This window comes from Mesorhizobium sp. KR1-2, assembly GCF_040045035.1.
Lineage (GTDB): Bacteria > Pseudomonadota > Alphaproteobacteria > Rhizobiales > Rhizobiaceae > Pseudaminobacter.
Map to the genome: position 1 here is coordinate 168,305 of NZ_JBDZDS010000012.1, position 24,078 is coordinate 192,382.

At 64.4% G+C, this 24,078-nt stretch carries 24 protein-coding genes; 11 read left to right on the forward strand and 13 right to left on the reverse strand.

Translation table 11 applies throughout. The features are described from left to right. Positions 1 to 3: 3 nt before the first annotated feature. Positions 4 to 1,191, reverse strand: coding sequence for a GGDEF domain-containing protein (locus ABLE85_RS21550; RefSeq protein ID WP_348794764.1), 1,188 nt, complete (start codon positions 1,189 to 1,191; stop codon positions 4 to 6). A gap of 226 nt (positions 1,192 to 1,417) precedes the next feature. On the opposite strand from ABLE85_RS21550, the gene ABLE85_RS21555 reads away from it, so the two are divergent. Then, positions 1,418 to 1,735 (forward strand): hypothetical protein, encoded by a 318-nt coding sequence (locus ABLE85_RS21555; RefSeq protein WP_348794765.1) that lies wholly within the window; start codon positions 1,418 to 1,420, stop codon positions 1,733 to 1,735. Between the two features lie 26 nt (positions 1,736 to 1,761). Here ABLE85_RS21555 and leuC read toward each other — a convergent pair whose 3' ends face one another. The 8 genes from leuC to rimM all read right to left on the reverse strand — a co-directional run bounded on the left by leuC (position 1,762) and on the right by rimM (position 8,853). Next, positions 1,762 to 3,171, reverse strand: a complete 1,410-nt coding sequence (gene leuC / locus ABLE85_RS21560) for a 3-isopropylmalate dehydratase large subunit (protein ID WP_348794766.1) — start codon at positions 3,169 to 3,171, stop codon at positions 1,762 to 1,764. A 269-nt stretch (positions 3,172 to 3,440) separates the two neighbouring features. Next, complete coding sequence (locus ABLE85_RS21565; protein WP_348794767.1) at positions 3,441 to 4,076, reverse strand: class I SAM-dependent methyltransferase; 636 nt, start codon at positions 4,074 to 4,076, stop codon at positions 3,441 to 3,443. After that, positions 4,073 to 4,891 (reverse strand): amino acid ABC transporter permease, encoded by an 819-nt coding sequence (locus tag ABLE85_RS21570; protein ID WP_348794768.1) that lies wholly within the window; start codon positions 4,889 to 4,891, stop codon positions 4,073 to 4,075. Before ABLE85_RS21570 ends, ABLE85_RS21565 begins: the two co-directional genes overlap by 4 nt. A gap of 65 nt (positions 4,892 to 4,956) precedes the next feature. Next, positions 4,957 to 5,754 carry a transporter substrate-binding domain-containing protein gene (locus ABLE85_RS21575; protein WP_348794769.1) on the reverse strand — a complete coding sequence of 266 codons (798 nt, stop codon included), beginning with the start codon at positions 5,752 to 5,754 and terminating at the stop codon, positions 4,957 to 4,959. Positions 5,755 to 5,880: 126 nt separating this feature from the next. After that, positions 5,881 to 6,702: a class I SAM-dependent methyltransferase gene (locus ABLE85_RS21580; protein ID WP_348794770.1), complete on the reverse strand. Its 822-nt coding sequence runs from the start codon at positions 6,700 to 6,702 to the stop codon at positions 5,881 to 5,883. 87 nt (positions 6,703 to 6,789) lie between these two features. Next, the gene (gene rplS, locus ABLE85_RS21585) at positions 6,790 to 7,314 is read right to left on the reverse strand and encodes a 50S ribosomal protein L19 (RefSeq protein WP_348794771.1); all 525 of its coding nucleotides are present in this window, start codon (positions 7,312 to 7,314) and stop codon (positions 6,790 to 6,792) included. Positions 7,315 to 7,507: 193 nt separating this feature from the next. Further along, positions 7,508 to 8,236, reverse strand: a complete 729-nt coding sequence (trmD, locus tag ABLE85_RS21590; protein WP_348794772.1) for a tRNA (guanosine(37)-N1)-methyltransferase TrmD — start codon at positions 8,234 to 8,236, stop codon at positions 7,508 to 7,510. Next, on the reverse strand, positions 8,233 to 8,853 hold the full coding sequence (gene rimM, locus ABLE85_RS21595; protein ID WP_348794773.1) for a ribosome maturation factor RimM: 621 nt from the start codon (positions 8,851 to 8,853) through the stop codon (positions 8,233 to 8,235). The genes trmD and rimM overlap by 4 nt, the downstream gene beginning before the upstream one ends. A gap of 115 nt (positions 8,854 to 8,968) precedes the next feature. Here rimM and ABLE85_RS21600 point away from each other — a divergent pair, with 115 nt between their 5' ends. From ABLE85_RS21600 to ABLE85_RS21610, 3 genes are all read left to right on the forward strand, one after another. After that, the gene (locus ABLE85_RS21600; protein WP_348794774.1) at positions 8,969 to 9,910 is read left to right on the forward strand and encodes a tyrosine recombinase XerC; all 942 of its coding nucleotides are present in this window, start codon (positions 8,969 to 8,971) and stop codon (positions 9,908 to 9,910) included. Positions 9,911 to 9,979: 69 nt separating this feature from the next. Next, on the forward strand, positions 9,980 to 11,047 hold the full coding sequence (locus ABLE85_RS21605; RefSeq protein ID WP_348794775.1) for a TraB/GumN family protein: 1,068 nt from the start codon (positions 9,980 to 9,982) through the stop codon (positions 11,045 to 11,047). A gap of 112 nt (positions 11,048 to 11,159) precedes the next feature. Beyond that, positions 11,160 to 11,666 (forward strand): hypothetical protein, encoded by a 507-nt coding sequence (locus ABLE85_RS21610; protein WP_348794776.1) that lies wholly within the window; start codon positions 11,160 to 11,162, stop codon positions 11,664 to 11,666. Between the two features lie 167 nt (positions 11,667 to 11,833). On the opposite strand, the gene ABLE85_RS21615 is transcribed toward ABLE85_RS21610, so the two are convergent. Together ABLE85_RS21615 and ABLE85_RS21620 are read right to left on the reverse strand one after the other, a co-directional pair. Continuing rightward, positions 11,834 to 12,271 (reverse strand): OsmC family protein, encoded by a 438-nt coding sequence (locus tag ABLE85_RS21615; RefSeq protein ID WP_348794777.1) that lies wholly within the window; start codon positions 12,269 to 12,271, stop codon positions 11,834 to 11,836. Between the two features lie 102 nt (positions 12,272 to 12,373). Then, the gene (locus tag ABLE85_RS21620; RefSeq protein ID WP_348794778.1) at positions 12,374 to 13,621 is read right to left on the reverse strand and encodes a ubiquinone biosynthesis hydroxylase; all 1,248 of its coding nucleotides are present in this window, start codon (positions 13,619 to 13,621) and stop codon (positions 12,374 to 12,376) included. Positions 13,622 to 13,724: 103 nt separating this feature from the next. Here ABLE85_RS21620 and ABLE85_RS21625 point away from each other — a divergent pair, with 103 nt between their 5' ends. The 7 genes from ABLE85_RS21625 (at position 13,725) to ABLE85_RS21655 (ending at position 22,811) form a co-directional block, all read left to right on the forward strand. Then, positions 13,725 to 14,600 carry an acyl-CoA thioesterase II gene (locus ABLE85_RS21625; protein WP_348794779.1) on the forward strand — a complete coding sequence of 292 codons (876 nt, stop codon included), beginning with the start codon at positions 13,725 to 13,727 and terminating at the stop codon, positions 14,598 to 14,600. A 218-nt stretch (positions 14,601 to 14,818) separates the two neighbouring features. After that, positions 14,819 to 15,157: a P-II family nitrogen regulator gene (locus ABLE85_RS21630; RefSeq protein ID WP_348794780.1), complete on the forward strand. Its 339-nt coding sequence runs from the start codon at positions 14,819 to 14,821 to the stop codon at positions 15,155 to 15,157. A gap of 85 nt (positions 15,158 to 15,242) precedes the next feature. Continuing rightward, complete coding sequence (locus ABLE85_RS21635; protein WP_348794781.1) at positions 15,243 to 16,598, forward strand: ammonium transporter; 1,356 nt, start codon at positions 15,243 to 15,245, stop codon at positions 16,596 to 16,598. Positions 16,599 to 17,053: 455 nt separating this feature from the next. After that, positions 17,054 to 18,193: a porin gene (locus ABLE85_RS21640; protein WP_348794782.1), complete on the forward strand. Its 1,140-nt coding sequence runs from the start codon at positions 17,054 to 17,056 to the stop codon at positions 18,191 to 18,193. Between the two features lie 253 nt (positions 18,194 to 18,446). After that, positions 18,447 to 21,098, forward strand: a complete 2,652-nt coding sequence (locus ABLE85_RS21645; protein WP_348794783.1) for a DNA translocase FtsK — start codon at positions 18,447 to 18,449, stop codon at positions 21,096 to 21,098. A 117-nt stretch (positions 21,099 to 21,215) separates the two neighbouring features. After that, complete coding sequence (locus ABLE85_RS21650) at positions 21,216 to 21,884, forward strand: outer membrane lipoprotein carrier protein LolA (protein WP_348794784.1); 669 nt, start codon at positions 21,216 to 21,218, stop codon at positions 21,882 to 21,884. 120 nt (positions 21,885 to 22,004) lie between these two features. Beyond that, the gene (locus ABLE85_RS21655) at positions 22,005 to 22,811 is read left to right on the forward strand and encodes an exodeoxyribonuclease III (protein WP_348794785.1); all 807 of its coding nucleotides are present in this window, start codon (positions 22,005 to 22,007) and stop codon (positions 22,809 to 22,811) included. A 17-nt stretch (positions 22,812 to 22,828) separates the two neighbouring features. Here ABLE85_RS21655 and ABLE85_RS21660 read toward each other — a convergent pair whose 3' ends face one another. Together ABLE85_RS21660 and ABLE85_RS21665 are read right to left on the reverse strand one after the other, a co-directional pair. After that, positions 22,829 to 23,284 carry a cyclic nucleotide-binding domain-containing protein gene (locus ABLE85_RS21660; RefSeq protein ID WP_348794786.1) on the reverse strand — a complete coding sequence of 152 codons (456 nt, stop codon included), beginning with the start codon at positions 23,282 to 23,284 and terminating at the stop codon, positions 22,829 to 22,831. A gap of 69 nt (positions 23,285 to 23,353) precedes the next feature. Beyond that, the gene (locus ABLE85_RS21665; RefSeq protein ID WP_348794787.1) at positions 23,354 to 24,037 is read right to left on the reverse strand and encodes a response regulator transcription factor; all 684 of its coding nucleotides are present in this window, start codon (positions 24,035 to 24,037) and stop codon (positions 23,354 to 23,356) included. Between the last annotated feature and the right edge of the window lie 41 nt (positions 24,038 to 24,078).

A 24,078-nucleotide genomic window follows, 5' to 3' on the forward strand; every position in this document is an offset into this window, starting at 1 on the left:
GGCTCAAGAGGACCTGAACGCACGCCGGCCGTCGGCTGGCAGCGATGTTGTCCGCACGCAATCGCGGCCATCCCTCTTGGCTTCGTAGAGGGCTTTGTCGGCACGCGACAGGAGTTCCGAAAGATCGTCGCCGGGCGCCAATTCGCTGACGCCGAAGCTGGCGGTAAAGCGCAGGCCTTCCGGCAAACCGTCGACCGGCAACGCGGAAAACGCGCTTCGAGCACCTTCGGCAAACAACCGTGCCGCGGTGAGGTTGGTGCCCGGCAGGATGATGGCGAATTCCTCACCGCCGATGCGGCCGGCGACGTGGTGATCGGCGGCGGCGGCGCGCAGGAAGCGCGCAAAGGTCTTGATCACCTTGTCGCCCGAAGCATGGCCGAAGGTGTCGTTGATAGCCTTGAAGTGGTCCAGGTCGCAAATGACCAGCGCGAGCGGCCCCTTTCGTGCTTCCTGGCGCAGGACGGCATTGGCGTAGCGCTCGAAACCGCCGCGGTTGAGCAGGCCGGAAAGCGAATCCGTTTCAGACAGCACGGTGACGTCGGCAATCACGTCGCGTGCCAGGATCACCAGGAAAAGCAGGGCGTTGGCGATGGCAAACACTGTGCCTAGGGATTGCGAGATGAGCGCATAGCTGGTGGCGAGATAGTGCTGCGCGGTGGCACCCGTTCCACCCAGCATATCCGAGAGGAATGGTTTGCTCAGGAACTGCAGCGAGCTCGCGGCCAGCAGAAACATCATGAGCGTGTCGAGCCACCTGCGCGAACGCGCCGACCAGACGATCCAGGCGCCGATGACTTCAGTCGCGAAATAGGGCGCCTGATAGACCATCATCCGGGCGAACGACGTGCGGGGCATGTCCTGTATGGCGTCGCAGGCCACGACCGAAACGAGAAAGACCGCGCTCAACAGCCGCCAGGGAACTGGGACCTGGTATTTGCGCGCGATGCCGACATTGAACATCAGCATTGCCGCAAGGCAAAGCGAGAAGGAGAAGACGACGACGGGGCGCGGCGCGCCCAGCTTCGCGATCAGGAATTCGGTGCAGAAATAGATGACGCCGAGCCCGTAGGCGACGGCCATCCAGCGAGCCGCGAACTGCTTGCGATCGTAGACGGCGACCATGGCAAAGGAGGCGGACAGGAGGCCGGCGACAATCAGATTGACAGCCAGGACAACGACTGCTCCGCTCATTGGCTGCGCCCCCTAAGCGCACGGCTTCGTTCCTCGTCGAGGAACCGAAAGCATGTGTTCCCGTGCTGCCTCGTGCCGGCATCAGGTGGCCGGAGCGGCTGCATCGGAAGGGGCACTCAATCACATTTGCACGAAAAAGCCGTTAACGGCCGAGCTAATTTCGACGGTAAATCGTCGGAACCGCCCCGGGCTCTCCGCGTTGCGAGTCGAACGAGGAGACCCTGTCATGGCCAAGACCGTCATGCTTGTCGATCACGAGGCAATCCGGGACTGGGTTGCGGCCCGCGCCGGGAGCCCGGCGCTTCAGGAAGCGACGTCGGCCGGCAACGAACCGGTGCTGCGCATCGTATTCGGACAATCCGCCTATGAGGACGAAGACCAACCCGAACGCTCCGAAGCGACCGGCGGCATCGAACTGATCGATTGGGATGAATGGTTTGCGCTGTTCGACAAACGCCATCTTGCGCTTATCGTGCCCGAGGACCAGCCGGGCATTCGCGACGAGTTCCACGAACTCGTAAGAAGGTTCGATCCGGGCGACTAGCATCGCCCGGAGCGAGTCGGCGCTGGTCAGTTCCAGTCGCGAATGTCGACGAAATGGCCGGCGATTGCCGCTGCAGCCGCCATCGCCGGCGACACCAGATGCGTGCGGCCCTTAAAGCCCTGACGGCCCTCGAAATTGCGGTTCGAGGTCGAGGCGCAGCGCTCGCCCGGCTTCAGCCGGTCGTCGTTCATGGCCAGGCACATCGAGCAGCCGGGCTCGCGCCAGTCGAAGCCGGCCTCGATGAAGATCTTGTCGAGCCCCTCGGCTTCTGCATGTTCCTTCACGAGGCCGGAGCCCGGAACGATCATGGCCGAAACGGTCGAAGCAACCTTCTTGCCCTCGACAACCTTGGCCACTTCGCGCAGATCCTCGATGCGGCCGTTGGTGCAGGAGCCGATGAAGACACGGTCGATCGCGATGTCGGTGATCTTGGTGCCGGCGGTGAGGCCCATATATTCGAGCGCACGCTTCTTGGAGTTGCGCTTGTTCTCGTCGGCGATGTCATCCGGGTTCGGCACGACGCCGGTGACGGCAGCGACGTCCTCGGGCGAGGAGCCCCAGGTCACGATGGGCGGCAGCTTGGCGGCGTCGAGCACGACCACCTTGTCGAAATGCGCGCCTTCGTCCGTGTGCAGCGTCTTCCAGTAGTCGAGCGCCATGTCCCAGGCCTTGTCCTTCGGGGCGCGCGGCTTGTCCTTCACATAGGCAAAGGTGGTCTCGTCCGGCGCGATCAGGCCGGCGCGGGCGCCGCCTTCGATCGACATGTTGCAGATGGTCATGCGGCCTTCCATCGACAGCGAGCGGATCGCTTCGCCAGCATATTCGATGACGTAGCCGGTGCCGCCGGCGGTGCCGATCTCGCCGATGATGGCGAGCACAATGTCCTTGGCAGTGACGCCGGCCGGCAGCTGGCCGTCGACGCGCACCAGCATGTTCTTGGCCTTCTTCTGGATCAGCGTCTGGGTGGCCAGCACGTGCTCGACCTCGGAGGTGCCGATGCCGTGCGCCAGCGCGCCGAAGGCGCCGTGGGTGGAGGTATGGCTGTCACCGCAGACGATGGTCATGCCCGGAAGGGTAAAACCCTGCTCAGGGCCGACGATGTGGACGATGCCCTGGCGGACGTCATTCTCCGAATAATATTCCACGCCGAAGTCGGCGGCGTTCTTGGCCAGCGCCTCGACCTGGATGCGGCTTTCCTCGTTCTTGATGCCGTTCTTGCGATCGGGCGAGGTCGGCACGTTGTGGTCGACGACGGCGAGCGTGCGCTCGGGGTGGCGAACCTTGCGGCCCGACATGCGCAGGCCTTCGAAGGCCTGGGGGCTCGTCACTTCGTGCACCAGATGGCGGTCGATGTAGAGCAGGCAGGTGCCGTCGTCCTGACGGTCGACAACGTGGTCGTCAAAAATCTTGTCGTAGAGGGTGCGAGGTGCGCTCATTGTCTAAATCCCTGGATAGAGCGGAAAACTGGAATGAACCGGCGTCAAAAGGCCGGGAACCTGGTCCGCTCAGGATAGGCGGCTGGTCTGCGCGCCGGAAATCCGCGCAAAGAATCGGCTCGGCAGGCGCTTGTGGTCCTGCAGCACGAAACCCTTGTAGGCCGGATCTCCAAAGAGCTCTTCCATGGCCGCGCTCATACCAACATTTTGGCCGATCGGCAATTGGCAGCCTCGTCACGTCGGCGCGAGCGCGGCACTTGCCGCCCGCCTCACAAGATCTCGAAGACGAAGGCCTTGACGAGGACATCCGGTTCGTCGACCGCGAAGGCGCGAAACCACGGGCTTTCCTCGACAGGGCGCCAGCGTCCGGCCTGTTCCAGCTCGGCGAACTTGGCGCGGAAGCCGCCCATGTCCAGAACCACGTCGCGCACCGTGAAGATGGCATGGCCGCCGGCGCGCGTGATCCGCGCTAGCTCGTCGAGGCTGGAAGCAGGGGCATGGCCTTCGGTGAAGACGCCGGTCGAGAAGAAGGCGGCGAAGTGGCCGTCGCGCCAGGGCAGCGGGCCGCCAAGTGCTGCCTCGGTCAGCGCGCCATAGGCGCCGCGTGCCCGCGCGATCGCCAGCATGTCCTGCGAGAAGTCGAGGCCTTCGATGTCGCAATAGCCGAGCGCCTGCAGATAGGCGCCGGAGAGGCCGGTGCCGCAGCCGGCATCGAGAACCGGGCCGGCGGCCGGCCGCACATGCCGGGCGACCCAGGCGGTGATCATGAATGGCAGGCAATAGCCCGAGGCGGCTGTCTCTCGGTCATAGTCGCTCGACCAAGCCGCGTAGGCTTGCGTCAGCTCGGCCTCGTTGCGTGCGGCGTAAACCTGTTCCAGCCCTTCGCTGTGGCGGTGTTGGCTCATGTCCGGTGCCCCTTGCGCATCCGCCGTTCCAGCGCCCTCAACGTAAGCGACAGGCCGACGGTGAGCACGAGATAGATATAGGCGACGATGGAATAGGTCTCGAAGAAGCGGAAGGAGCCGGAGGCGTAGACCTTGCCCATCTGGGTGATATCGGCCACGCCCAGCACGGAGACCAGCGAAGAATCCTTGACCATCGCGACGAAATCGTTGCCGAGCGGGGGCAGGATGGTGCGGATCGCCTGCGGCAGGATGATCAGGCGGAAGCGCTGGAAACGTGTCAGGCCGAGCGCCTTGGCGGCCTCGATCTGGCCGGCATCGACCGACTGGATGCCGGCGCGGAACACTTCGGAAATGAAGGCCGAGTAGCCGATGGTAAGCGCCATGATGGCGCGCCAGAGCAGCGAGACGTCGCGCACCTGAAGCGGTGAGCCTAGGCCCGCCTCGTGCAACGGGGCCATGGCGGCATTCCATCCGGCCACGAAGGCCGGCGCTCCGACGAAGGCGATCCAGAACAGCAGCACCAGGATCGGCACGCCGCGGATGATCTCCACATAGAAGCGGGAGATCTGACGAAGCCAGACGGAGCCCGAAAGGCCCATCAGGGCGATGCCGAGCCCGAGTATCGAGGCAAGGCTGAAGCCGACCAGGGTGACGAAGACGGTGATGCCGATACCCTTGGCGACCGTCGAAAAGACCTGGCTGTAGATCTCGGTGGTGGCGACGAAGATAGCCGCCGCGACAGCGATCGCCGCCGCGATGGCCAGCCACCAGGGGAACTCTTTCTTCTCGGACGAAGTCGTGGAGAGCAGATGCATCTGAAAACGCGAAGGCCGGGAGGTTCGGCGCCTTTGCCGAAACCGCCCGGCCTTCGCTTGGTCCGTCACTCGCCCATCTTGTAGTCGAGGAACCACTTCTTGTTCAGGGCATCGATCGTGCCGTCATCCTTCATCGATGCGATTGCCGCGTTGATCGGCGCGACAAGGTCGGAGCCTTTCTGGAAGATGAAGCCGAAATCCTCCGTGCCGAGCGGCTCGCCCACCACCTTCAGGGCGCCGTTTGACGAATCGACATAGCCCTTTGCAGCCACGCTGTCGGTCAGCACCAGGTCGACGTCGCCCGACTTCAGGGCCTGCACGGTCGCGCCGAAGGTTTCGAACAGCTTGATGCGCGGGTTCTGTTCGTTGCCGTCCAGAATTTCGTAGACGGCTGTGTAGAAGGGAGAAGTGCCGGGCTGCGCGCCGACCAGGCCGTCGTTGAGTGCCGCGAAACTCTTGGCGTCGTTGAAGCGGCTCTCGTCGCCGCGCACCAGCATGAACTGCTGCGAGCGCATGTAGGGATCGGAGAAGTCGACCTTCTCCTTGCGGTCTTCCTTGATGGTGATGCCGGTCATGCCGATATTGTACTGCCCGTCAGACACGGCCTGGATCATCGCGTCCCAGGAGGTGTTTTGGTACTCGACCTTGATGTTCAGGCGCTTGGCCATCTCGTTCATGGCGTCGTATTCCCAGCCGATCTGCTCGCCCGTCTTGGGGTCGACGAACTGCAGCGGCGGATAGGCGTTTTCAGTCACCACCGTCACCGTCTTTCCGCCGAGATCGGGCAGCGTTTCGGCGTTTGCTGCCGCGGGTGCGAGGACGCAAGCCAGCAGCCCGGCCAGTGCGAATTTGAACCTGTTCATGAGGCGCTCCAGTTCGGAAATGTTTTTGGATCGAAAAGGCAGGATTTCGCGCAAGATTAGCCAACTGCCCACGGCTTGCAAGAGACGGCTTTGCTCTCGTGCCGTGAGGGGCACGAAAAGGTTTCGCTATCCCCCGCGCTTCGTTGCTCCGATGGAGAACGACATCGGGATTTTCGGGTAGCCGTCCGGCAGTCCGAACTGGTCTTCGCCCAGTTCGACCACATCCGCGAAAGCCCGCCAGACAACGATCTCGTGTTCGTTGAGGTGGTCGATGCTCAATCCGGCCCTGATCAGCGCGTTGATGATGTCGCTGAGCGGATGAATCCACTCGTAGCAGCGCGTATGCGTCAACGGCCGGTCGTCGCCGGTGTAGGTCTGGGCGTCGTCCCAGGTGAGCGGCTCGGCCATAGGGGTGCGCCAGTGATAGGCCAGCTCAAGGCTGCCGTTGCGCGCCTCGACCTGATTGAGCTGCGGATGACCCTCGAGCAGGTAGAGCCGGCCGCCCGGCCGCAGCAGCGCCGATACCACCGCCGCCCAGCGAAAGATGTCGTCCAGCCAATTGATGGCGCCCCAGGTGACGAAGACCATGTCGTAGGTTTCGCCCAGCGCCTGCGGTGCGTCATAGACGGAGGCCTCCACGAATCGCGCTGCGGTTCCCGCCTGCTCCGCGAAAGCTCGTGCCGCGGCGATCGCCTTCGGCGAAAAGTCGAGGCCGGTCACGCTTCCGGCCCCGAGGTGCTTGAGGCTCAACGTGTCGAGGCCGATGTGGCATTGCAGATGGACGATGTCCTTGCCCGTCACTTCGCCGATCTCGCTGGCTTCCAGCGGATGCAGCGATGAGCCGCCGGCCAGGACCCGGGCTATCCGGTAGCTGCCGGTCTTGTCGGACGAATGGAGCTCGGCGCGATTGTCCCAGTTGCGCAGATTGGCCTTGGCAAACTCGCTCATCGTTCTCCTCCCCCTTGGACATGAGCGTCAGACGAAAAAAGGCGGCCGAAGCCGCCTTTTTCCAAAACCACAATCTTCCGCAGAAGACTATTCGGCGGCCTTCTCGGCCTCGGCGGCAGCCTTCTTCTCGGCAGCTTCCTGAGCAGCCTTCTCGGCGGCCAGCGCCTCGGCGGCGGCGATCTTCTCGGCCTCGATACGCGCCTTCTCGGCGTTCAGCGCTTCGCGCTCGGCATCGTTCAGCTTGCGGGCGCGCACGCCGGTGTTTTCCGAAATACGGGCCGACTTACCGCGACGATCGCGCAGGTAGTAGAGCTTGGCGCGGCGAACCTTGCCGCGGCGCACGATCTCCACGCCCTCGACCATCGGCGAGTAGACCGGGAACACGCGTTCCACGCCTTCGCCGTAGGAGATCTTGCGGACTGTGAAGTTTTCCTGGAAGCCGGAGCCCGAACGCGCGATCACGACGCCTTCATAGGCCTGGACGCGGGTGCGCGTACCTTCGGTGACGCGGACCAGGACGCGGACGGTGTCGCCCGGCTGGAATTCGGGGAGCTTGCGCTTAGCTTCGATCTTGGCGGCCTGTTCGGCCTCGAGCTGACGGATGATATCCATCGCAGTAACCTCTTCTTCGTTCTCAACAGCCAGAGCGCCCGGCACTTGCCACCCAGTTCGAAGACCGCTTGGCTATGCCTTTGCTTCTCGCCGAGAAGCCGAGGCAGGGGCGATTTCACCGTCTTTGTTGACGGGCTAAAGGAGTATCATACTCCCAGTTGCGGGGCGCACATACACGCTTCCGTGCGGATTGTCACCTCTTGGGTGCAGGTTTTTTGCCCTCTATGGCCTTTTCGTGGGCCGAGAACAGGTCCGGACGCCGGTCACTGGTCAGAAGCTCGGCCTGGGCGCGTCGCCAAGCGGCAATCTTGCCGTGGTTTCCGGAGGTAAGCACCTCCGGGATCGTCCGTCCCTCGAATTCCTGCGGGCGCGTATAATGCGGATGTTCGAGCAGACCGTTCTCGAAGCTCTCCTCGTCGCCGGAGCTGTTGTTGCCCATCACGCCAGGCAATAGCCGAACGACCGCGTCCAGCAGCACCAGCGCGGCGGGTTCGCCGCCGGAGAGGATGAAGTCGCCGATCGACACTTCCTCCAGGGCGCGCGCCTCGATGATGCGCTGGTCGACGCCCTCGAAACGGCCGCACAGAATCACCGCGCCGGGCCCGGCCGCCAGTTCGCGCACCCTTTCCTGCGTCAGGGGCTTTCCGCGCGGGCTCATCAAAAGCTTCGGGCGCGGGTCGTCAGACGGGGCGGTGGCGTCTATCGCCTTGGCGAGTATGTCGGCGCGCATCACCATGCCCGCGCCGCCGCCAGCCGGTGTGTCGTCCACGGTCCGGTGTTTGTCGGTCGCAAAATCGCGGATCTGCACGGCCTCCAGCGACCAGTCGCCACGCTCGAGCGCGCGTCCCGCCAGCGACAGGCCGAGCGCGCCGGGAAACATTTCCGGGTAGAGCGTCAGGACTGAGGCGCGGAAACCGCTCACCGGTTGCCTCCGGCATCCTTGGGACCGCGCGGCCGATCTTTTCCGGCGCCCCCGTGCTTCGGCGAAGCGTCCTGCCCCTGTTCCGCGCCTTCTTCGCTGGCGTCCTCGATCAGCCCGGCACAGGCCGTGTCGACGCGCAGGAACCCGGCCTTCACGTCGATGTCAGGCACCGCCGCCTGGGTGAAGGGGATAAGCACGCCCTTCCTGCCCTCATGGACGATCTCGAGGATGTCGCCGCCGCCGAAATCATGCACCGCCGTGACCTTGCCGATCGTGGCGCCGGTCTCGTCCTGCACGGCAAGGCCGATCAGGTCCGCGTGGTAGAACTCGTCATCGTCTTCGTCATCGGGCAATGCGGAGCGGTCGACGAAAAGCTCGGTTCCCGCGAGTGCCTCGGCCGCGCTGCGGTCCTTGACGTTCTTGAAACGCACGATCACAACGGTGTTCGCTGGCCGGATGTCGATGACTTCGAAGGCGCGTCCGTCGCGGGAGTAGAGCGGGCCATAGTCGCCGAGCGCCAGCGGGTCGGCGGTGAAGGTTTTCACGCGCAGTTCGCCCCTGATGCCGTGGGCGGCGCCGATCACGGCCATCTGGATGGGATTTTCAGGCTTGGGCATGGGTGTTTTGTCCTTTGCCCGTCTCTATCCCTGCCGTTCGCCGATTTCAACGACGCCTTCACCCGTTGCTAACCGGCAGGCCTCAGCATGGCACGAACAGATTCTCCGGAAGCCCATGCAGCAGGAATTCCTTATCTCTGCCAGACCAGACCTTCAGCAGGCCCGCGAAACCTGGCTGAAGACGCTGGCGCATGAGCGCCGGCTTTCGGCCCTGACCGTGGACGCCTATGAGCGCGACACGCGCCAGTTCTTCCAGTTTCTCACCGGCCATTGCGGCGGCGCGCCCGGCCTTGCGGACATCAAGGAATTGCGGCCCGCCGACCTGCGCGCATTCCTGGCTGCGCGCCGCGGCGACGGAGCCGGTGCGCGCACGCTGGGGCGCGGGCTTGCCGGGGTGCGCTCGTTCCTGCGCTTCCTGGAGCGCCGCAACCTCGCCAATGCCGCGGGCGCGGCGGCCTTGCGCGCGCCCAAGCAGCCGAAATCATTGCCCAAGCCGCTGACGGCGTCGGACGCCAAGCGCGTCGTGTCCGCCGGCGAGCAGCTTGCAGATGAGCCGTGGATAGCCGCCCGCAATGCAGCAGTCCTGACCCTGCTCTATGGCTGCGGCCTGCGCATCTCGGAAGCGCTAGGCCTCAGCGGCGGCGATCTCAACGTGCCCGACGACACGGTGCTGCGGATCACCGGCAAGGGCGGCAAGACGCGGCTTGTTCCCGTGCTGCCGGTGGCGCTGGCGGCGGTCGCCGAGTACCGGAAGCTGTGCCCCTATCACCTCGGAGCGGATGCGCCTTTGTTTCGCGGTGCGCGCGGCGGCCCGCTCAATCCGGCGATCATCCAGCGCGAGATGCAGAAGTTGCGCCCTGCGCTCAACCTGCCCGATACGGCGACGCCGCATGCGCTGCGCCATTCCTTCGCCACCCATCTGCTCGGACGCGGCGGCGACCTGCGCACCATCCAGGAACTGCTCGGCCATGCCAGCCTGTCGACCACCCAAATCTACACCGGCGTGGACACCGCGCGGCTCCTCGACATCTACGAGGCCGCACACCCGCGCGCCTGATGGCGCTACGCGACAATTTGGCAGCGACAGTTAACGGTTTGGCCGTATTTTGCGTTTAACGATCAAGGCATGAAACGCGCTGTCGCCATTGCTGATCGTATCGCGCACAAGGCCCTGCTGCTGCTTGCGGCGCTCAACGTGCTGTTCTTCATTTCCTTCCTCGTCATGATCATGCTCACCATGGGCAAGGCGCATGCCGAGGCGTCGGCCTGCAAGGGCAGCGACATGCTGGCGGCGCTTCAGAAGAGCGATCCGGCGCTGGTTGAGAAGATCGCGGCCGAGGCTGCCGAAACCCCGAACGGCAAGGGGCTGTTGTGGAAGATCGAGAAGGGGGATGAGAAACCGTCCTTCCTGTTCGGCACCATGCACATGACCGATCCGCGCGTGACCACGCTTACGCCGGCCGCGCAAAAAGCCTTCGACGCGTCGGGCACGGTGGTCATCGAGACGACGGAAGTGCTGGACCAGTCCAAGATGGTGGCCGCCATCATGAAGGAACCGGACCTGACCATGTTCACCGACAGCACGACGCTGACGTCGCTGCTGTCGCCGGAAGACGCGGCGCTCGTGGACAAGGCGCTCGACGCGCGCGGCATTCCGCCTGCAAGCGTCTCCAAGATGAAGCCGTGGATGCTGTCGGCGATGGTAGCGCTTCCCGCATGCGAGTTTTCCCGCAAGGCTGCCGGGGCGCCCGTTCTCGACATCAAGCTCGCCCAGGATGCGAAAACCTCCGGCAAGGAACTCGAGGGGCTGGAGACCGTCGCCGACCAGCTGCGAGCCATGGCCTCGCTGCCGATGGATTTTCACATGAAGGGCCTTGTCGACACGCTGAAACTCGGCGACCGGATGGACGATGTCATCGAGACCATGATCGTGCTCTACGAGCGGGGCGACACGGGCATGTTCTGGCCGTTGTTCCGCGCGGTGTTGCCGAACGAAGCGAACGGCGATGACGGTTACGCTGCCTTCGACGAGGCGATGATCAAGGCCCGCAACCGGACCATGGCGGAGCACGCCGAACCCATCCTTGCGCGCGGCAGCGCCTTCATCGCGGTCGGAGCGATGCATCTGCCTGGCTCCGACGGACTGATCGCCCTGCTGCGCAACGACGGCTACAAGGTCACTGTGATCGACTGACGCCAGCCGAAATCGGCGCGTCCCGGCTTGCGAATCGGGGCCCTCTGGCCCGGAAGTGAAACCAAACCGCACCTTGATCGTTTATTCTCCGTGCAACTGACGGAGAGCTATCATGGCTAAGTCCGACCGTATTCCGGATCCAAGTCTGAATGATCCGTTGACCCCCGCGCCCGGCGGCTCCCGATCGAACCCGAGCAATTCGCCCGAGCCTCCGCTCGATGACCGTCCTACACCGTCCGGTTCCGGCGGCAGCGGGGCGCTGATCGCCGCGATCGTGGTCGTGCTTGCCGTGATTGCCTATTTCATATTCTTCCCCGGCAAGTCGAATACGCCCGTCGAGCCGGCCGGCCAGCCGACGACGGGTCAGTCTACGACCGCGCCCGCACCCGCACCCGCGCCCGAGACCAAGGCGCCGGCGGCTCCGGCTCCCAGCGCGAATGCTCCTGCAACTCCGGCTACGCCGCCCGAAGCGACAACTCCTGCTGCCCCGGCAACGCCGACGCCGCAGGCTGCTCCCGAGGCACCGGCCGCGCCCGCGCCGCAGTCGACCGCTCCCGCGCCTGCCCCGACACCCGCGCAGCCGGCTCCGTCACCTACGCAGCCAGCCCCGGCCCAGTAATGCCGGGCGTCGCGCAGCACTGAAGCCCGCGGCCTGTCGTCTGACGGGCCGCGATGGCTATCGGGAAGCCGTCTTGTGAAAGAACCGCGCCTGTTCTCGGCCGGTTGCACGGCGGATATCCATGAGGACGCCTGCGGGCGTCCTCAAAAGCAAATGCCAGATGATTTTCAGGCCAGTCGCGCATCCAGCGTGATCTTGATTGCGCCGAGCGCCTTGGAGACGGGGCAGCCGGCCTTCGCCTGATCGGCGAGCTCCTTGAATTTCGCCGCGTCGATGCCCGGCACCGTGCCTATCAGCGTCAGTGCGCTCTCGGTGATCTCAAAGCCTCCGTCCGCTGCCGGGCCGTAGCTGACCACGGCCTTGGCGTCGAGCTTCTCGGCCGGTGTGCCGTTCTCTGCCAGGAAATACGAAAGCTGCATGGCGAAGCAGCCGGCATGCGCGGCCGCGATCAGTTCCTCCGGATTGGTACCGGACTTGCCGCTCTCATCCTGGAACCGGCCCTTGAACGAATAGGGTGCTACGTTGAATGCGCCGCTTTGGGTTTCGAGCGTGCCGCTTCCCTCGGTCAGCGATCCTTTCCAGATGGCGGTTGCTTGACGATGCATGATTATCCTCCCTCTCTGTGACGGGCCGCGCGTGCGGCGACCCCGCGAATATAGGGCCTGCGGCGACTGAGGCTATGAGGATTTTGGCGAAAGCTCTTTTGTCTAAATCGCCTCGCCCTTGAGCAGCCGCGGCATGTCGCCGGTGAGGCCGGACGCCTGCCGGATGAAGAAGGATTTCAGCGGCGGCATGCGGTCGACCAGACCGAGCCCGAAGTCGCGCATGGCGCGCAGCGGGCCGAAGTCGTTGGAGAACAGGCGGTTGAGCACGTCCGTGGTGACACCCATCGACACCGTGTCGAACCGCCGCCAGCGCTCGTAACGCTGCAGCACGTCGAGCGCGCCGATGTCCTGTCCGAGGCGATCGGCTTCCACGATGGTTTCGGCGAGGGCGGCGACATCCTTGAAGCCGAGGTTGAGGCCCTGGCCGGCGATGGGGTGAATGCCGTGGGCGGCATCGCCGGCCAGCGCGAAGCGCGGCGCCACGAAATCGCGGGCGAGCATCAGGCCGAGCGGCCAGGCGCGCGGCTTGCCCTCGACGCGCAACTCGCCCAGCTTCAGCCCGAAGCGGTGTTCGAGCTCGGTTTCGAACACCAGTTCATCCGTGGCGACCAGCCGGTCGGCATCCTCGGTGCGCTCGGTCCAGACGATGCAGGAGCGGTTGCCGGTGAGCGGCAGGATGGCGAAGGGGCCCGCCGGCAGGAAGTGCTCCTCGGCGCGGCCGTTGTGCGGCCGCTCATGCGCGACCGTGCAGACGATGCCGGACTGCCCATACTCCCATCTGACCGTCTTGATGCCGGCCATGTCCCGCAAGCGGGAATTGACGCCGTCGGCGGCAACCAGCAGCCGGGCGTCGAGCGAGGTGCCGTCGGCAAGATGGATCGCGACGCTGGCGATTCCGGTCTCGAAGGCCTGGACCGCCACCCCCTCGATGATGTCGATGCCGAGCTCGCCGGCGCGGCGGCGCAGAGCCGCGTTGATCACCTTGTTGGCCACCATGTGCGCGAAGGGCTCGCCCGGAGCGACCTCGCCGTCGAAGGTCAGATAGACGGGGCGCACCGGATCGGCGGTGCGCGAATCGGTGATCAGCATGTCTGTGATGGGCTGCGCTTCGGGCTGGATCTCGTCCCAGCAGCCGAGCTGGCCGAGCATGCGGCAGGCCGCTGCGGCGACCGCCGAGGAGCGGGTGTCGCGCTGCCAGACGTCCTTGGGAGCCGCGTCGACCACGGCCACGGCCAGGTTGGGCCGGGCCTGCTTCAGCGACACCGCGGCCGCGAGGCCGACATAGCCGGCACCGGCGATCAGCACATCGAGCATGGGGTGCCTTGCGGCAGCTGATTCTCTCTCGACCATCGCCCTGTCCTCCGGGTCTTGCGCCTTCATCTGTCGGTTGCCTTGACTTGGCCGGACGTCCGTTGGAAACCGTTCCCGTTCGCGTGTGGGAAAGGTGCGAAACATGACGGCGGCCATGCAAGAGCTTCTCGCCATTCTCGACCTCGAGGAGCTGGAACACAACCTCTATCGTGGTCGCAGCCCCCAATCGGACTGGCAGCGCGTGTTCGGCGGCCAGACCATCGCACAGGCTTTGGTTGCGGCCCAGCGCACCGTTGCGCCCGACCGCCACGTCCACTCGCTGCATGGCTATTTCATGCGGCCGGGCGATACCAAGGTGCCGATCGTCTACGAGGTCGACCGCATCCGCGACGGCGCCAGCTTCGCCACGCGCCGCGTCGTGGCTATCCAGCACGGCCAGGCCATCTTCTCGCTGGAGGCCTCCTTCCAGTTCGACGAGGGCGGGCTGGATCACCAGATGCCGATGCCGCTCAACGTCCCCGCGCCCGAGACGCTCGGCACCCAGCAGGAGCTGATCGCAAGGTTCGGCGACGCCGTGCCGGAGGGAATCCGCCGCTATTGGGAGCGCGACCGGCCGGTCGAGATGAAGCCGGTGATGCTGAAGCACTACACCAGCCGCGAGAAGCTGGCGCCGGAGCAGAAGATCTGGATCCGCACCACGGGGCCGGTGCCGGCCGACCGCGCGACCCAGGCGGCCGTGCTGGCCTATCTGTCGGACATGACGCTGCTGGACACCTCCACCTTTGCGCATGGCCGGGCGGTCTTCGATCGCGACATCCAGGCCGCGAGCCTGGATCATGCGATGTGGTTCCATCGTTCGCATCTGCTCGACGGCTGGCTGCTCTACACCCAGGACAGCCCTTCGACCTCCGGCGCGCGCGGGTTCACGCGCGGTGCGCTTTACGGGCAGGACGGCACGCTGATTGCTTCGGTGGCCCAGGAGGGCCTGATCCGGCTGCGACATCCGCCTGCAAAATAGGCACTTTTTTCATATCGCCTAATTTATAAGCATCGCTCCCGCCGCCCTTTTCCAGATTCCGGCGGCGATGGAATGCCATATCCATAGATTTCAATAACTTGATGGGCGCTGGCCGAATTGGCACGGAGCTTGATTTACCCTGGGTACGTCCGGTTGTGCCTGGCCAGCCGGTGATGCCGTGCAACTGCGGAACTCCGCACCAGCAAAGGGTGAAGCCGATGAAAATCGTGATGGCCATCATCAAACCGTTCAAACTCGACGTGGTCCGCGAAGCACTGACCGCCGTCGGCGTCGAAGGCCTGACCGTTACCGAGGTCAAGGGCTACGGACGCCAGAAGGGTCATACGGAAATCTACCGCGGTGCCGAATACGCGGTCAGCTTCCTGCCCAAGGTCAAGATCGAGGTCGCGGTGCCTACCGACATGGTCGACAAGACGGTCGAGGCCATCGTCGCCGCGGCCAAGACCGGCCAGATCGGCGACGGCAAGATCTTTGTCTTCGGCATAGACCAGGCCGTGCGCATCCGCACCGGCGAGACCGATGCCGATGCGCTCTGAGCTTTCGAAGCGCGCCTTCCTCACGGGTCGCCTGGCCGCCCCGAAATCAATTCCGCCCGCCAACACGTAACCGATGGAGATTTCGATGAAAATTCCACCTTACCTTGCGCAGTTGGGGCGCACTGCCGCCTTGGGGTTGCTCGCGCTCGGCGCTTTGGGCACGCATTCGGCCTTCGCGCAGGAGGCAGCGACAGCCGCCGGGCCGGTGCCCGACAAGGGCGACACCGCCTGGATGCTGGCTGCGACCGTGCTGGTGCTGTTCATGACGCTACCGGGGGTTGCGCTGTTCTATGGCGGGCTGGTGCGCGCCAAGAACATGCTTTCCGTGCTCATGCAGTGCACGATGATCGTCGCCGTCGTCATCGTGATCTGGGTCCTCTACGGCTATTCGGTCGCCTTCGGCGGCGGAACGAACCCGTTCTGGGGCGGGCTGGGCAAAGCGTTCCTCGCAGGTGTCACACCCCATAGCACGGTGCCCACCTTCACCAACGGCGTCGTCATTCCCGAACTGGTGTACATCTGCTTCCAGATGACCTTCGCCTGCATCACGCCGGCGCTGATCATCGGTGCCTTTGCCGAACGTATCCGCTTCCCGGCCGTGGTGCTGTTCGTGGCACTGTGGGTGACCTTCGTCTACTTCCCGATCGCCCACATGGTCTGGGATTCGCACGGCCTGCTCTTCGGCTGGGGCGCGCTCGATTTCGCCGGCGGCACGGTGGTGCACATCAACGCCGGCATCGCCGCGCTCGTTGGGGCCCTGCTGGTGGGCAAGCGCAACGGCTACGGCCGCGACAACATGGCCCCGCATTCGATGACGCTGACCATGGTCGGCGCCTCGATCCTGTGGGTGGGCTGGTTCGGCTTCAACGCCGGTTCCAACCTCGAGGCCAATGGCGGCGCGGCTCTTGCCATGGCCAACAGTTTTACCGCGACGGCCGGCGCAATCATCGCCTGGTCGGTGGTCGAGGCGCTCGTCCGCGGCAAGGCGTCGATGCTGGGCGCGGCCTCGGGCATGATCGCCGGCCTCGTGGCGGTGACGCCGGCGGCGGGCTTCGTCGGCCCGGTCGGAGCGATCGTGCTTGGCGCCATCGCAAGCGTCTGCTGCTACTTTTTCGTGACCGTCGTGAAGGTAAAGGCCGGCTACGACGACTCGCTCGACGTGTTCGGCGTTCACGGTATTGGCGGAACCGTAGGCGCGATCGGTACAGGCATCTTCGCCTCCACGGCACTGGGCGGCGTCGGCTATGCCAATGGGGTGACGATGGGCGGCCAGGTCTCGACGCAAATCCTGGCAGTGCTGATCACCTACGCGTGGTGCGGCATCGGCTCGCTCATACTCTACAAGATCGTCGACACGGTTATCGGCCTGCGCCCAAGTGCCGAAGCGGAAGCGCAGGGGCTCGACCTGTCGTCGCATGGCGAGGTGGCCTACCACTCGTGAGAACGTCCCGGCGGTTGTCCGCCGGGAAAAAGTCCCGTCGTGGCTCACCCAGCGGTCCTGCCACGCCCTGGAGCTCCAGTCGGTCCGGCCCTCCGTTTGTGCGACGCGCGGTCCCCGATGGCGGGAGCTCCCGTCATTCCGACGATTCGAATCGCCCCGTTGCCTCCCTCAGAACGTGGCGCTCGGCTGCCGGAAGGCCCAAATTCGTTAATGATTGTTAACGACCACCCCCGGCCAAGCTCCGAATTATGACATTTGTGCAACAGTTGCCTCGGATAGGGCCTCAATGTGGCGGCCAAAATCACATTTGCGAGTTGAGTGCACCGGTGCGGCGGGCGATCTGTGGCGCGAGGAGCGTACATCCCTGGCGTTCCTCACCAAACCGGCCTGGGTCAGGTTGTCCTCCAGGGCATGGCTCCGGCTAATTATGAAATGCACTTTGATTGGAATCGGAAATGAACATTAAGAGTCTTCTTCTCGGCTCCGCTGCGGCTCTCGCCGCAGTTTCCGGCGCTCGCGCCGCCGACGCTGTTGTCGTCGCTGAACCCGAGCCGATGGAATACGTCCGCATTTGCGACGTCTACGGCGCCGGCTTCTACTACATCCCGGGCACCGAGACCTGCCTCAAGGTCGGCGGCTACATCCGTTACGACGCTCGTCTCGGCAAGTCCGGCACTGGCTATGGCGGTCTGAACAACGTGATCGACAAGCTCGATGGCGACAAGACCCACGACACCTACTACAAGCGCGCCCGTGCAGCCCTGAAGGTCGATGCCCGTTCGGAAACCGAACTCGGCACCCTGCGCGGCTACATGCACGTCGACTACGACTGGAAGACGATCGCTGTTGGCGAGGATCGCGTCACCGATACCGCCACCGGCCTCGGCATCGAGCACGCCTACATCGAGCTCGGCGGCTTCCGCGTCGGCAAGACCGACTCGCTGTTCTCGACGCTCACCGGTTATGCCGGCGGCGTGATTGCCGACGACATGGTTGCCTATGGCCCGTTCGACACGCACCAGATCGCCTACACCTTCACCGGTGGCAACGGCTTCTCGGCTGCCGTCGCTCTTGAAGAAGGCAACGACATCTACACGCTCGACACCTATGCTCCGCACGTGGTCGCAGGCGCTTCCTACACCCAGGGCTGGGGCGGCGTCTCCGGCGTCGTCGGCTATGACTCGGTGTTCAAGGAGTGGGCCGGCAAGGTTCGCCTGGATGTCAACGCGACCGAGCAGCTCTCGCTCTTCGTGATGGGCGGCTACGGCACCGAGAAGAACATCTCCAACAGCTTCTACAAGTCGTGGAACGGCAAGTGGGCTGTCTGGGGCGGCGCCACCTACCAGTTCAACGACAAGCTCGCGGCTAACCTGCAGGTGTCCTACGACAAGGGTAGCGACAAGTGGACCAACGACGACGGCGAGACGCTCGCGCAGGAGACTGCCGTGGCTGCCAACGTCGCCTACACGATCGTCCCGGGCCTCACGATCACCCCGGAAGTGGATTACAAGCGGTATCGCTGGAATAACGCCGCTGGTGATCGCGTGCACGAAAACGCCTGGAGCGGCATGGTTCGCTTCCAGCGCTCGTTCTAATCGACTCATCAGTCGGTTGGAGAAACCCGGCGGGCAACCGCCGGGTTTTTTTTGTTTGCAAGAATGTTCTGTTGGGGTCCGCCTGACCCTCGGCGATCCTGAAGCCGCGGATGTGAGACCGCGCTGGCACAGCCTGGAAATCGTTTCCGCCCATGGTTAATGCCGCCTTAACCTTCCCGCCGGTAATCTGACGGCCGACTCTGGCCAAGGTGCGTTCGTGCCGTGGCATCTTCATTTCGGACGGGGAAGCAACATGCGTTCGGCCACACAATTGGCGCTGACCGACACGGGGCACGGCCTGAAGGACTTCGTGTGGCGGCAGGCCGCGCGGCTGGTGGGGCTGGCGCTGTTCGGCTTCGTCGCCTTCGCGCTTGCCAGCCTCGGCACGTGGAACGTGGCCGATCCGAGCTTCAGCCACGCCACCGACAATCCCGTCACAAATGCGATGGACTATCCGGGTGCGGTCTTCTCCGACCTTGCCATGCAATTCTACGGCCTGTCCTCGGTCGCGGCACTGGTGCCGGCGGTGGTCTGGGGCTTTCTGCTGATGACAGCGCGCGGCGTGGACCGCATGCCGCGCCGTGCCTTCGCCTGGTTCGGCGCGTCGCTTCTCTCGGCCGCAATTGCAGGCTGCACCACACCGCCACCGACCTGGCCGCTGCCCAGCGGGCTCGGCGGGGTGCTTGGCGACATGGTGCTGAAGATCCCGGGCATGCTGACTGGCGGCTATCCGGCCGGATGGGTGGGCACTTCAGTCGCTGCGGCGTTGGCTGTGCCGGCGCTGTGGCTTTTCGGATATGGTTCCGGGCTGCTGTTGCGGCAGCGAGATTCTGCGCTTGAAGAGCAGGCCGAAAAGGAACAGCGCGAGCGCGACCTCGCATCCCTTGTCGACGAGGACGATGAGGACGAGGGTATTCTGGCCCTTGGCGCGGTCACCCACTGGTGGCTGTCGTTCAGGGCATTCCTGCATCGCCACTCGGCCCGTCGCGGGTCGCGCGACGGTTATGGCCGCGCCGCGCCGCAGCCGGAGAGCGCGTGGCGCCGCGCCGCCGAGAGGGTCGAGGTTGCCGAACGGGCCGAGGCGCGGGTCAGCCCCCAGGGCAGGGCGCGCGTGGAGCCCGAATTCTTTGCCTCCATGGTCGCCGACCGCGCGGCCGCCGCCCATTCCGACGACGAGGAGCAGGACGAGGACGAACTCGACTTCGTGCCGGACGGCATCATCGCCGCCGCGCCGCGCGCCCAGGCGACGATGGTGCAGCATTTCCGCTCGCCATCGAACGCTCCTGCCATGGCGAGCGCTCGGGTGGGAAGCCCCGCGCCGCGGCCGGCGCTGGGCGCGCGCGCGCAACGCGAGGCGCAGGCTTCGCTGATCGGCTCCAATGCTTTCGAGATGCCGTCGCTCCACTTCCTCGCCGAACCGAAGAACATTTCGCGCGACCCCACCCTGTCGCAGGATGCGCTCGAGCAGAATGCGAGGCTGCTGGAGGGCGTGCTGGAAGACTTCGGCGTCAAGGGCGAGATCATCCACGTCCGGCCGGGCCCCGTCGTCACGCTCTATGAGCTGGAGCCGGCGCCGGGCATCAAGTCCTCGCGTGTCATCGGCCTCGCCGACGACATCGCCCGCTCGATGAGCGCTATCGCGGCCCGCGTCGCCGTCGTGCCGGGGCGCAACGCGATCGGCATCGAGCTGCCCAACGCCAAGCGCGAAACCGTCTATCTGCGCGAAATCCTCGCCAGCCGCGACTTCGAGCAGACCAAGGCGAAGCTGGCACTGGCGCTCGGCAAGACGATCAACGGCGAGGCGGTCATCGTCGACATCGCCAAGATGCCGCACGTGCTGGTGGCTGGCACCACCGGCTCGGGCAAGTCGGTGGCCATCAACACCATGATCCTCTCGCTGCTCTACCGCATGACGCCGGAAGAGTGCCGCCTGATCATGATCGACCCGAAGATGCTGGAATTGTCGGTCTATGACGGCATCCCGCACCTTCTGACGCCGGTCGTCACCGATCCGAAGAAGGCGGTGGTGGCGCTGAAATGGACCGTGCGGGAGATGGAGGACCGCTACCGCAAGATGTCCAAGGTGGGCGTGCGCAACATCGACGGCTTCAACGCCCGCGTCGCGCAGGCCAAGAAGAAGGGCGAGCAGATCAGCCGCACCGTGCAGACCGGCTTCGACCGCCAGACCGGCGAGGCGATCTACGAGACGGAAGAGTTGGACCTCGAGCCGCTGCCCTACATCGTCGTCATCATCGACGAGATGGCCGACCTGATGATGGTCGCCGGCAAGGACATCGAAGGCGCCGTGCAGCGCCTGGCGCAGATGGCACGTGCGGCTGGCATCCATGTCATCATGGCCACGCAGCGTCCGTCGGTCGACGTCATCACCGGTACCATCAAGGCCAACTTCCCGACCCGTATCTCCTTCCAGGTCACTTCGAAGATCGACAGCCGCACCATTCTGGGCGAGCAGGGCGCCGAGCAGCTTCTGGGCATGGGCGACATGCTCTACATGGCCGGCGGCGGCCGCATCCAGCGCGTGCACGGGCCCTTCGTCTCCGATGACGAGGTCGAGAAGGTGGTGGCGCATCTCAAGCTACAGGGCGTGCCGCAATATCTCGACGCCATCACCGAGGACGACGGCGAAGACGAAGCAGAATCGTCGTCCAAGGGCGGCGGCGGGGGCGGCAACTTCGAGGATTCGGACGACCCCTACGACCAGGCGGTGGCGGTGGTGCTGCGTGACGGCAAGGCCTCGACCAGCTACATCCAGCGTCGCCTCGGCATCGGCTACAACCGCGCCGCCTCGATCATCGAGCGGATGGAGCAGGAAGGCATCGTCGGCCCGGCCAACCATGCCGGCAAGCGCGAGATCCTGGTCCCGACGGATGAGGACAAGATGTGAAGCCGGTCCGGCGGCTGAACGAGTTTGACCGCCAGCCCTTGCAAAGGCCAAACTTCAGCCCAACTACGCGGCTATCCGTCGTCGAACGTAACGACGCAATCGAAAGTGAAGACCGGCATGACCAAAGACGCTTTGACCCCGACCTGGACGCAGAGGGCGCGCCGCCGGTTCCTTTGCATCGCCAGTGCCACATTCTGTCTGGCCGCGCTTCCCGGCTTCGATGCGCTCGCGCAGGCTACGCCGACCGACACGGCCCAGAAGATTGCCGATCACTTTGCCGGAGTGCGCACCATGACCGGCGAGTTCGTGCAGTTCGGCCCGCGCGGCGAACAGACCGGCGGCAAGTTCTACATCGAGCGGCCCGGCAAGATTCGCTTCAACTATGATGGCGCGTCCGGCTTCAAGGTCATTTCGGACGGCGAGTCGGTCGTTCTCGACAACAAGAAGATGAACACGATGGATCTCTATCCGTTGTCGAAGACGCCGCTGAAGCTGCTGCTCGACGATCGGATCGACCTGTCCGGCGACAAGGTCAAGAACGTCAAGGAAGAGGACGACCTGACCACGATCCAGCTCGCCGACAAGTCGGTCTTCGGCAATTCGAAGATCACGATGATGTTCGATCCGAAGAGCTATGAGCTGCGCCAGTGGACCATCACCGACGCCCAGGGCAAGGACACCACGGTGATGATCTTCAATGTCCAGGAGGGCGTGAAGATCGACGAGGCCCTGTTCAAGATCGACTACCGGCGCAATCTCGAAGTCAATCGCAAGACCAGGCAGTGACCTGACACGGCCGGAAGCTGTGGACAGCAGCGCCTGCGCCAAGCTGTAGGGTGGCTGCGCTTGTAATTGCCGGCCTTGCCTGCCAGTTTCCGGAGCGTCTTTCCCGAAACCGGATTCTTCATGTCTCTGTCGATCGCCACCTGGAACATCAATTCCGTTCGCCTGCGCATGCCTTTGGTCGAGCGGTTCCTGCTCGAGAAGGCGCCGGACATCCTGTGCCTGCAGGAGACCAAATGTCCGAACGACCAGTTCCCCTCGGCGGCTTTTCGCAAGCTCGGCTATGAGCATTTGGCGATCAGTGGCCAGAAGGGCTACCATGGCGTGGCCACTGTCGCCCGCCGGCCGATCGAGCTGGTCGAGAAACGCGATTTCTGCACCATGGGCGATTGTCGCCATCTGTCGGTGCGGTTTGCCTCGGGCGGCAAAAATGTGCTGCTGCATAATTTCTATGTGCCGGCCGGCGGCGACGAGCCCGATCCCGAGATCAACCCGAAGTTCCGCCACAAGCTCGATTTCGTCGAAGAGATGAACGCGATCCGCGCCGACCATGACGAAACGTCCGGCTCGATCCTGGTCGGCGATCTCAACATTGCGCCGCTGGAGCACGACGTCTGGTCGCACAAGCAGCTCCTGAAAGTCGTCAGCCATACCCCCGTCGAGACTGAGAATTTCGAGGCGATGCGCAAGGCCGGCAACTGGGTCGACCTGATGCGGCTGAACGTTCCCTATGAGCAGAAGATCTACACCTGGTGGAGCTATCGCTCCCAGGACTGGGAAGCTTCCGATCGCGGCCGCCGGCTCGACCACGTCTGGTCGTCGGAAAATCTCGCGTCGAGCCTGAACGGCATCGAGATTCTGCGCGAGGCGCGCGGCTGGGAGCGGCCGTCCGACCATGTGCCGGTGATCGCGCGCTTCAATCTGGACTAGCAGTCGGCCAGCCCGAATCAGGGCGTGAAGCGCGGCGCCAGTTCCTCGATGCGCCGAATCAGCGCCTGCAATTCGTCGGCTATGTGCCGGTGAAGGCGGATGGCGAGCTCGGGATATTCCTCGAGCATGCGGTGAAACATTTTCCGGTTGAGCCGCAGCACTTCCGAATCGGTGGCGGCGGCCGCGCTGGTCAGGCGCCTGGTGTCGGCGATCAGGGCCAGTTCGCCCAGGATGGAGCCAGGCTTCACGATCGCCAGCGGCGTCCGATTTTCGTCACTTTCGCGAAACAGGATGATGCTGCCGCTGACGACGACATAGGCGGAATCGGCCTCGTCTTCCTCGAGGTAGAGCTTGCGGTTGGCCGCGAGGTGCATCGATTCGGTGCCGAAGGCGAGCAGGCGCAGTTGCTCCTGCGTGAAGCCCTCGAAAAGCTTCACGCTGGAGAGAGTGCGGATGTCGTCATCCAGCGCCATTACGTCCCCAAGTCCTCGGGCTGGCGTTCCCCCGCTTACGTTTATGCGGTCCCCCCAACCGCAAACCGGTCAGGGAACCAGCTTGTATCCGCCGCTTTCTGTCACAAGAATTTCCGCATTGGAAGGATCGCGCTCGATCTTCTGGCGCAGTCGGTAGACATGCGTCTCCAGCGTGTGCGTCGTCACGCCGGAATTGTAGCCCCAGACCTCTTCGAGCAGGACGTCGCGGGTGACGACTTTCTGGTCGGCGCGGTAGAGGTATTTGATGATCGAGGCTTCCTTTTCGGTCAGGCGTACCTTGGCCCCACGCTGATCCAGAAGCAGCTTCTGGCTGGGCTTGAAGGTGTAGGGACCGACCGAGAATGTGGCGTCCTCGCTCTGTTCATGCTGGCGCAGTTGCGCGCGGATGCGGGCAAGCAGCACGGCGAAGCGGAACGGCTTGGTCACATAGTCGTTGGCGCCGGCCTCCAGGCCGAGGATCGTGTCCGAATCAGTATCATGCCCGGTCAGCATGATGATCGGCGCCTTGTAGCCGCCCTTGCGGAGGATTTTCACTGCTTCACGGCCGTCCATGTCCGGCAGGCCGACGTCCATGATCAGTAGGTCAATGAGGCCGCCACGGGCGACCGCAATGGCCTTGGAGGCGGCGGATTCCTGCAAAACATCGAACTCCTCGTAGAGCGAAAGTTGCTCGACCAGGGTGGTGCGCAGGTCTTCGTCGTCGTCGACGATGAGGATGGTTCGCGTGCTCATGGATCAATCCGTTGTTTTCAATGATTAATTCTGTTGACCAG

Coding starts and splice junctions, on each gene's coding strand:
- ABLE85_RS21550 (WP_348794764.1), bottom strand. CDS start 1,191: ATGAGCGGAGCAGTCGTTGTCCTGGCTGTCAATCTGATTGTCGCCGGC.
- ABLE85_RS21555 (WP_348794765.1), top strand. CDS start 1,418: ATGGCCAAGACCGTCATGCTTGTCGATCACGAGGCAATCCGGGACTGG.
- leuC (WP_348794766.1), bottom strand. CDS start 3,171: ATGAGCGCACCTCGCACCCTCTACGACAAGATTTTTGACGACCACGTT.
- ABLE85_RS21565 (WP_348794767.1), bottom strand. CDS start 4,076: ATGAGCCAACACCGCCACAGCGAAGGGCTGGAACAGGTTTACGCCGCA.
- ABLE85_RS21570 (WP_348794768.1), bottom strand. CDS start 4,891: ATGCATCTGCTCTCCACGACTTCGTCCGAGAAGAAAGAGTTCCCCTGG.
- ABLE85_RS21575 (WP_348794769.1), bottom strand. CDS start 5,754: ATGAACAGGTTCAAATTCGCACTGGCCGGGCTGCTGGCTTGCGTCCTC.
- ABLE85_RS21580 (WP_348794770.1), bottom strand. CDS start 6,702: ATGAGCGAGTTTGCCAAGGCCAATCTGCGCAACTGGGACAATCGCGCC.
- rplS (WP_348794771.1), bottom strand. CDS start 7,314: ATGGATATCATCCGTCAGCTCGAGGCCGAACAGGCCGCCAAGATCGAA.
- rimM (WP_348794773.1), bottom strand. CDS start 8,853: ATGCCCAAGCCTGAAAATCCCATCCAGATGGCCGTGATCGGCGCCGCC.
- ABLE85_RS21600 (WP_348794774.1), top strand. CDS start 8,969: ATGCAGCAGGAATTCCTTATCTCTGCCAGACCAGACCTTCAGCAGGCC.
- ABLE85_RS21605 (WP_348794775.1), top strand. CDS start 9,980: ATGAAACGCGCTGTCGCCATTGCTGATCGTATCGCGCACAAGGCCCTG.
- ABLE85_RS21610 (WP_348794776.1), top strand. CDS start 11,160: ATGGCTAAGTCCGACCGTATTCCGGATCCAAGTCTGAATGATCCGTTG.
- ABLE85_RS21615 (WP_348794777.1), bottom strand. CDS start 12,271: ATGCATCGTCAAGCAACCGCCATCTGGAAAGGATCGCTGACCGAGGGA.
- ABLE85_RS21620 (WP_348794778.1), bottom strand. CDS start 13,621: ATGGTCGAGAGAGAATCAGCTGCCGCAAGGCACCCCATGCTCGATGTG.
- ABLE85_RS21625 (WP_348794779.1), top strand. CDS start 13,725: ATGACGGCGGCCATGCAAGAGCTTCTCGCCATTCTCGACCTCGAGGAG.
- ABLE85_RS21630 (WP_348794780.1), top strand. CDS start 14,819: ATGAAAATCGTGATGGCCATCATCAAACCGTTCAAACTCGACGTGGTC.
- ABLE85_RS21635 (WP_348794781.1), top strand. CDS start 15,243: ATGAAAATTCCACCTTACCTTGCGCAGTTGGGGCGCACTGCCGCCTTG.
- ABLE85_RS21640 (WP_348794782.1), top strand. CDS start 17,054: ATGAACATTAAGAGTCTTCTTCTCGGCTCCGCTGCGGCTCTCGCCGCA.
- ABLE85_RS21645 (WP_348794783.1), top strand. CDS start 18,447: ATGCGTTCGGCCACACAATTGGCGCTGACCGACACGGGGCACGGCCTG.
- ABLE85_RS21650 (WP_348794784.1), top strand. CDS start 21,216: ATGACCAAAGACGCTTTGACCCCGACCTGGACGCAGAGGGCGCGCCGC.
- ABLE85_RS21655 (WP_348794785.1), top strand. CDS start 22,005: ATGTCTCTGTCGATCGCCACCTGGAACATCAATTCCGTTCGCCTGCGC.
- ABLE85_RS21660 (WP_348794786.1), bottom strand. CDS start 23,284: ATGGCGCTGGATGACGACATCCGCACTCTCTCCAGCGTGAAGCTTTTC.
- ABLE85_RS21665 (WP_348794787.1), bottom strand. CDS start 24,037: ATGAGCACGCGAACCATCCTCATCGTCGACGACGACGAAGACCTGCGC.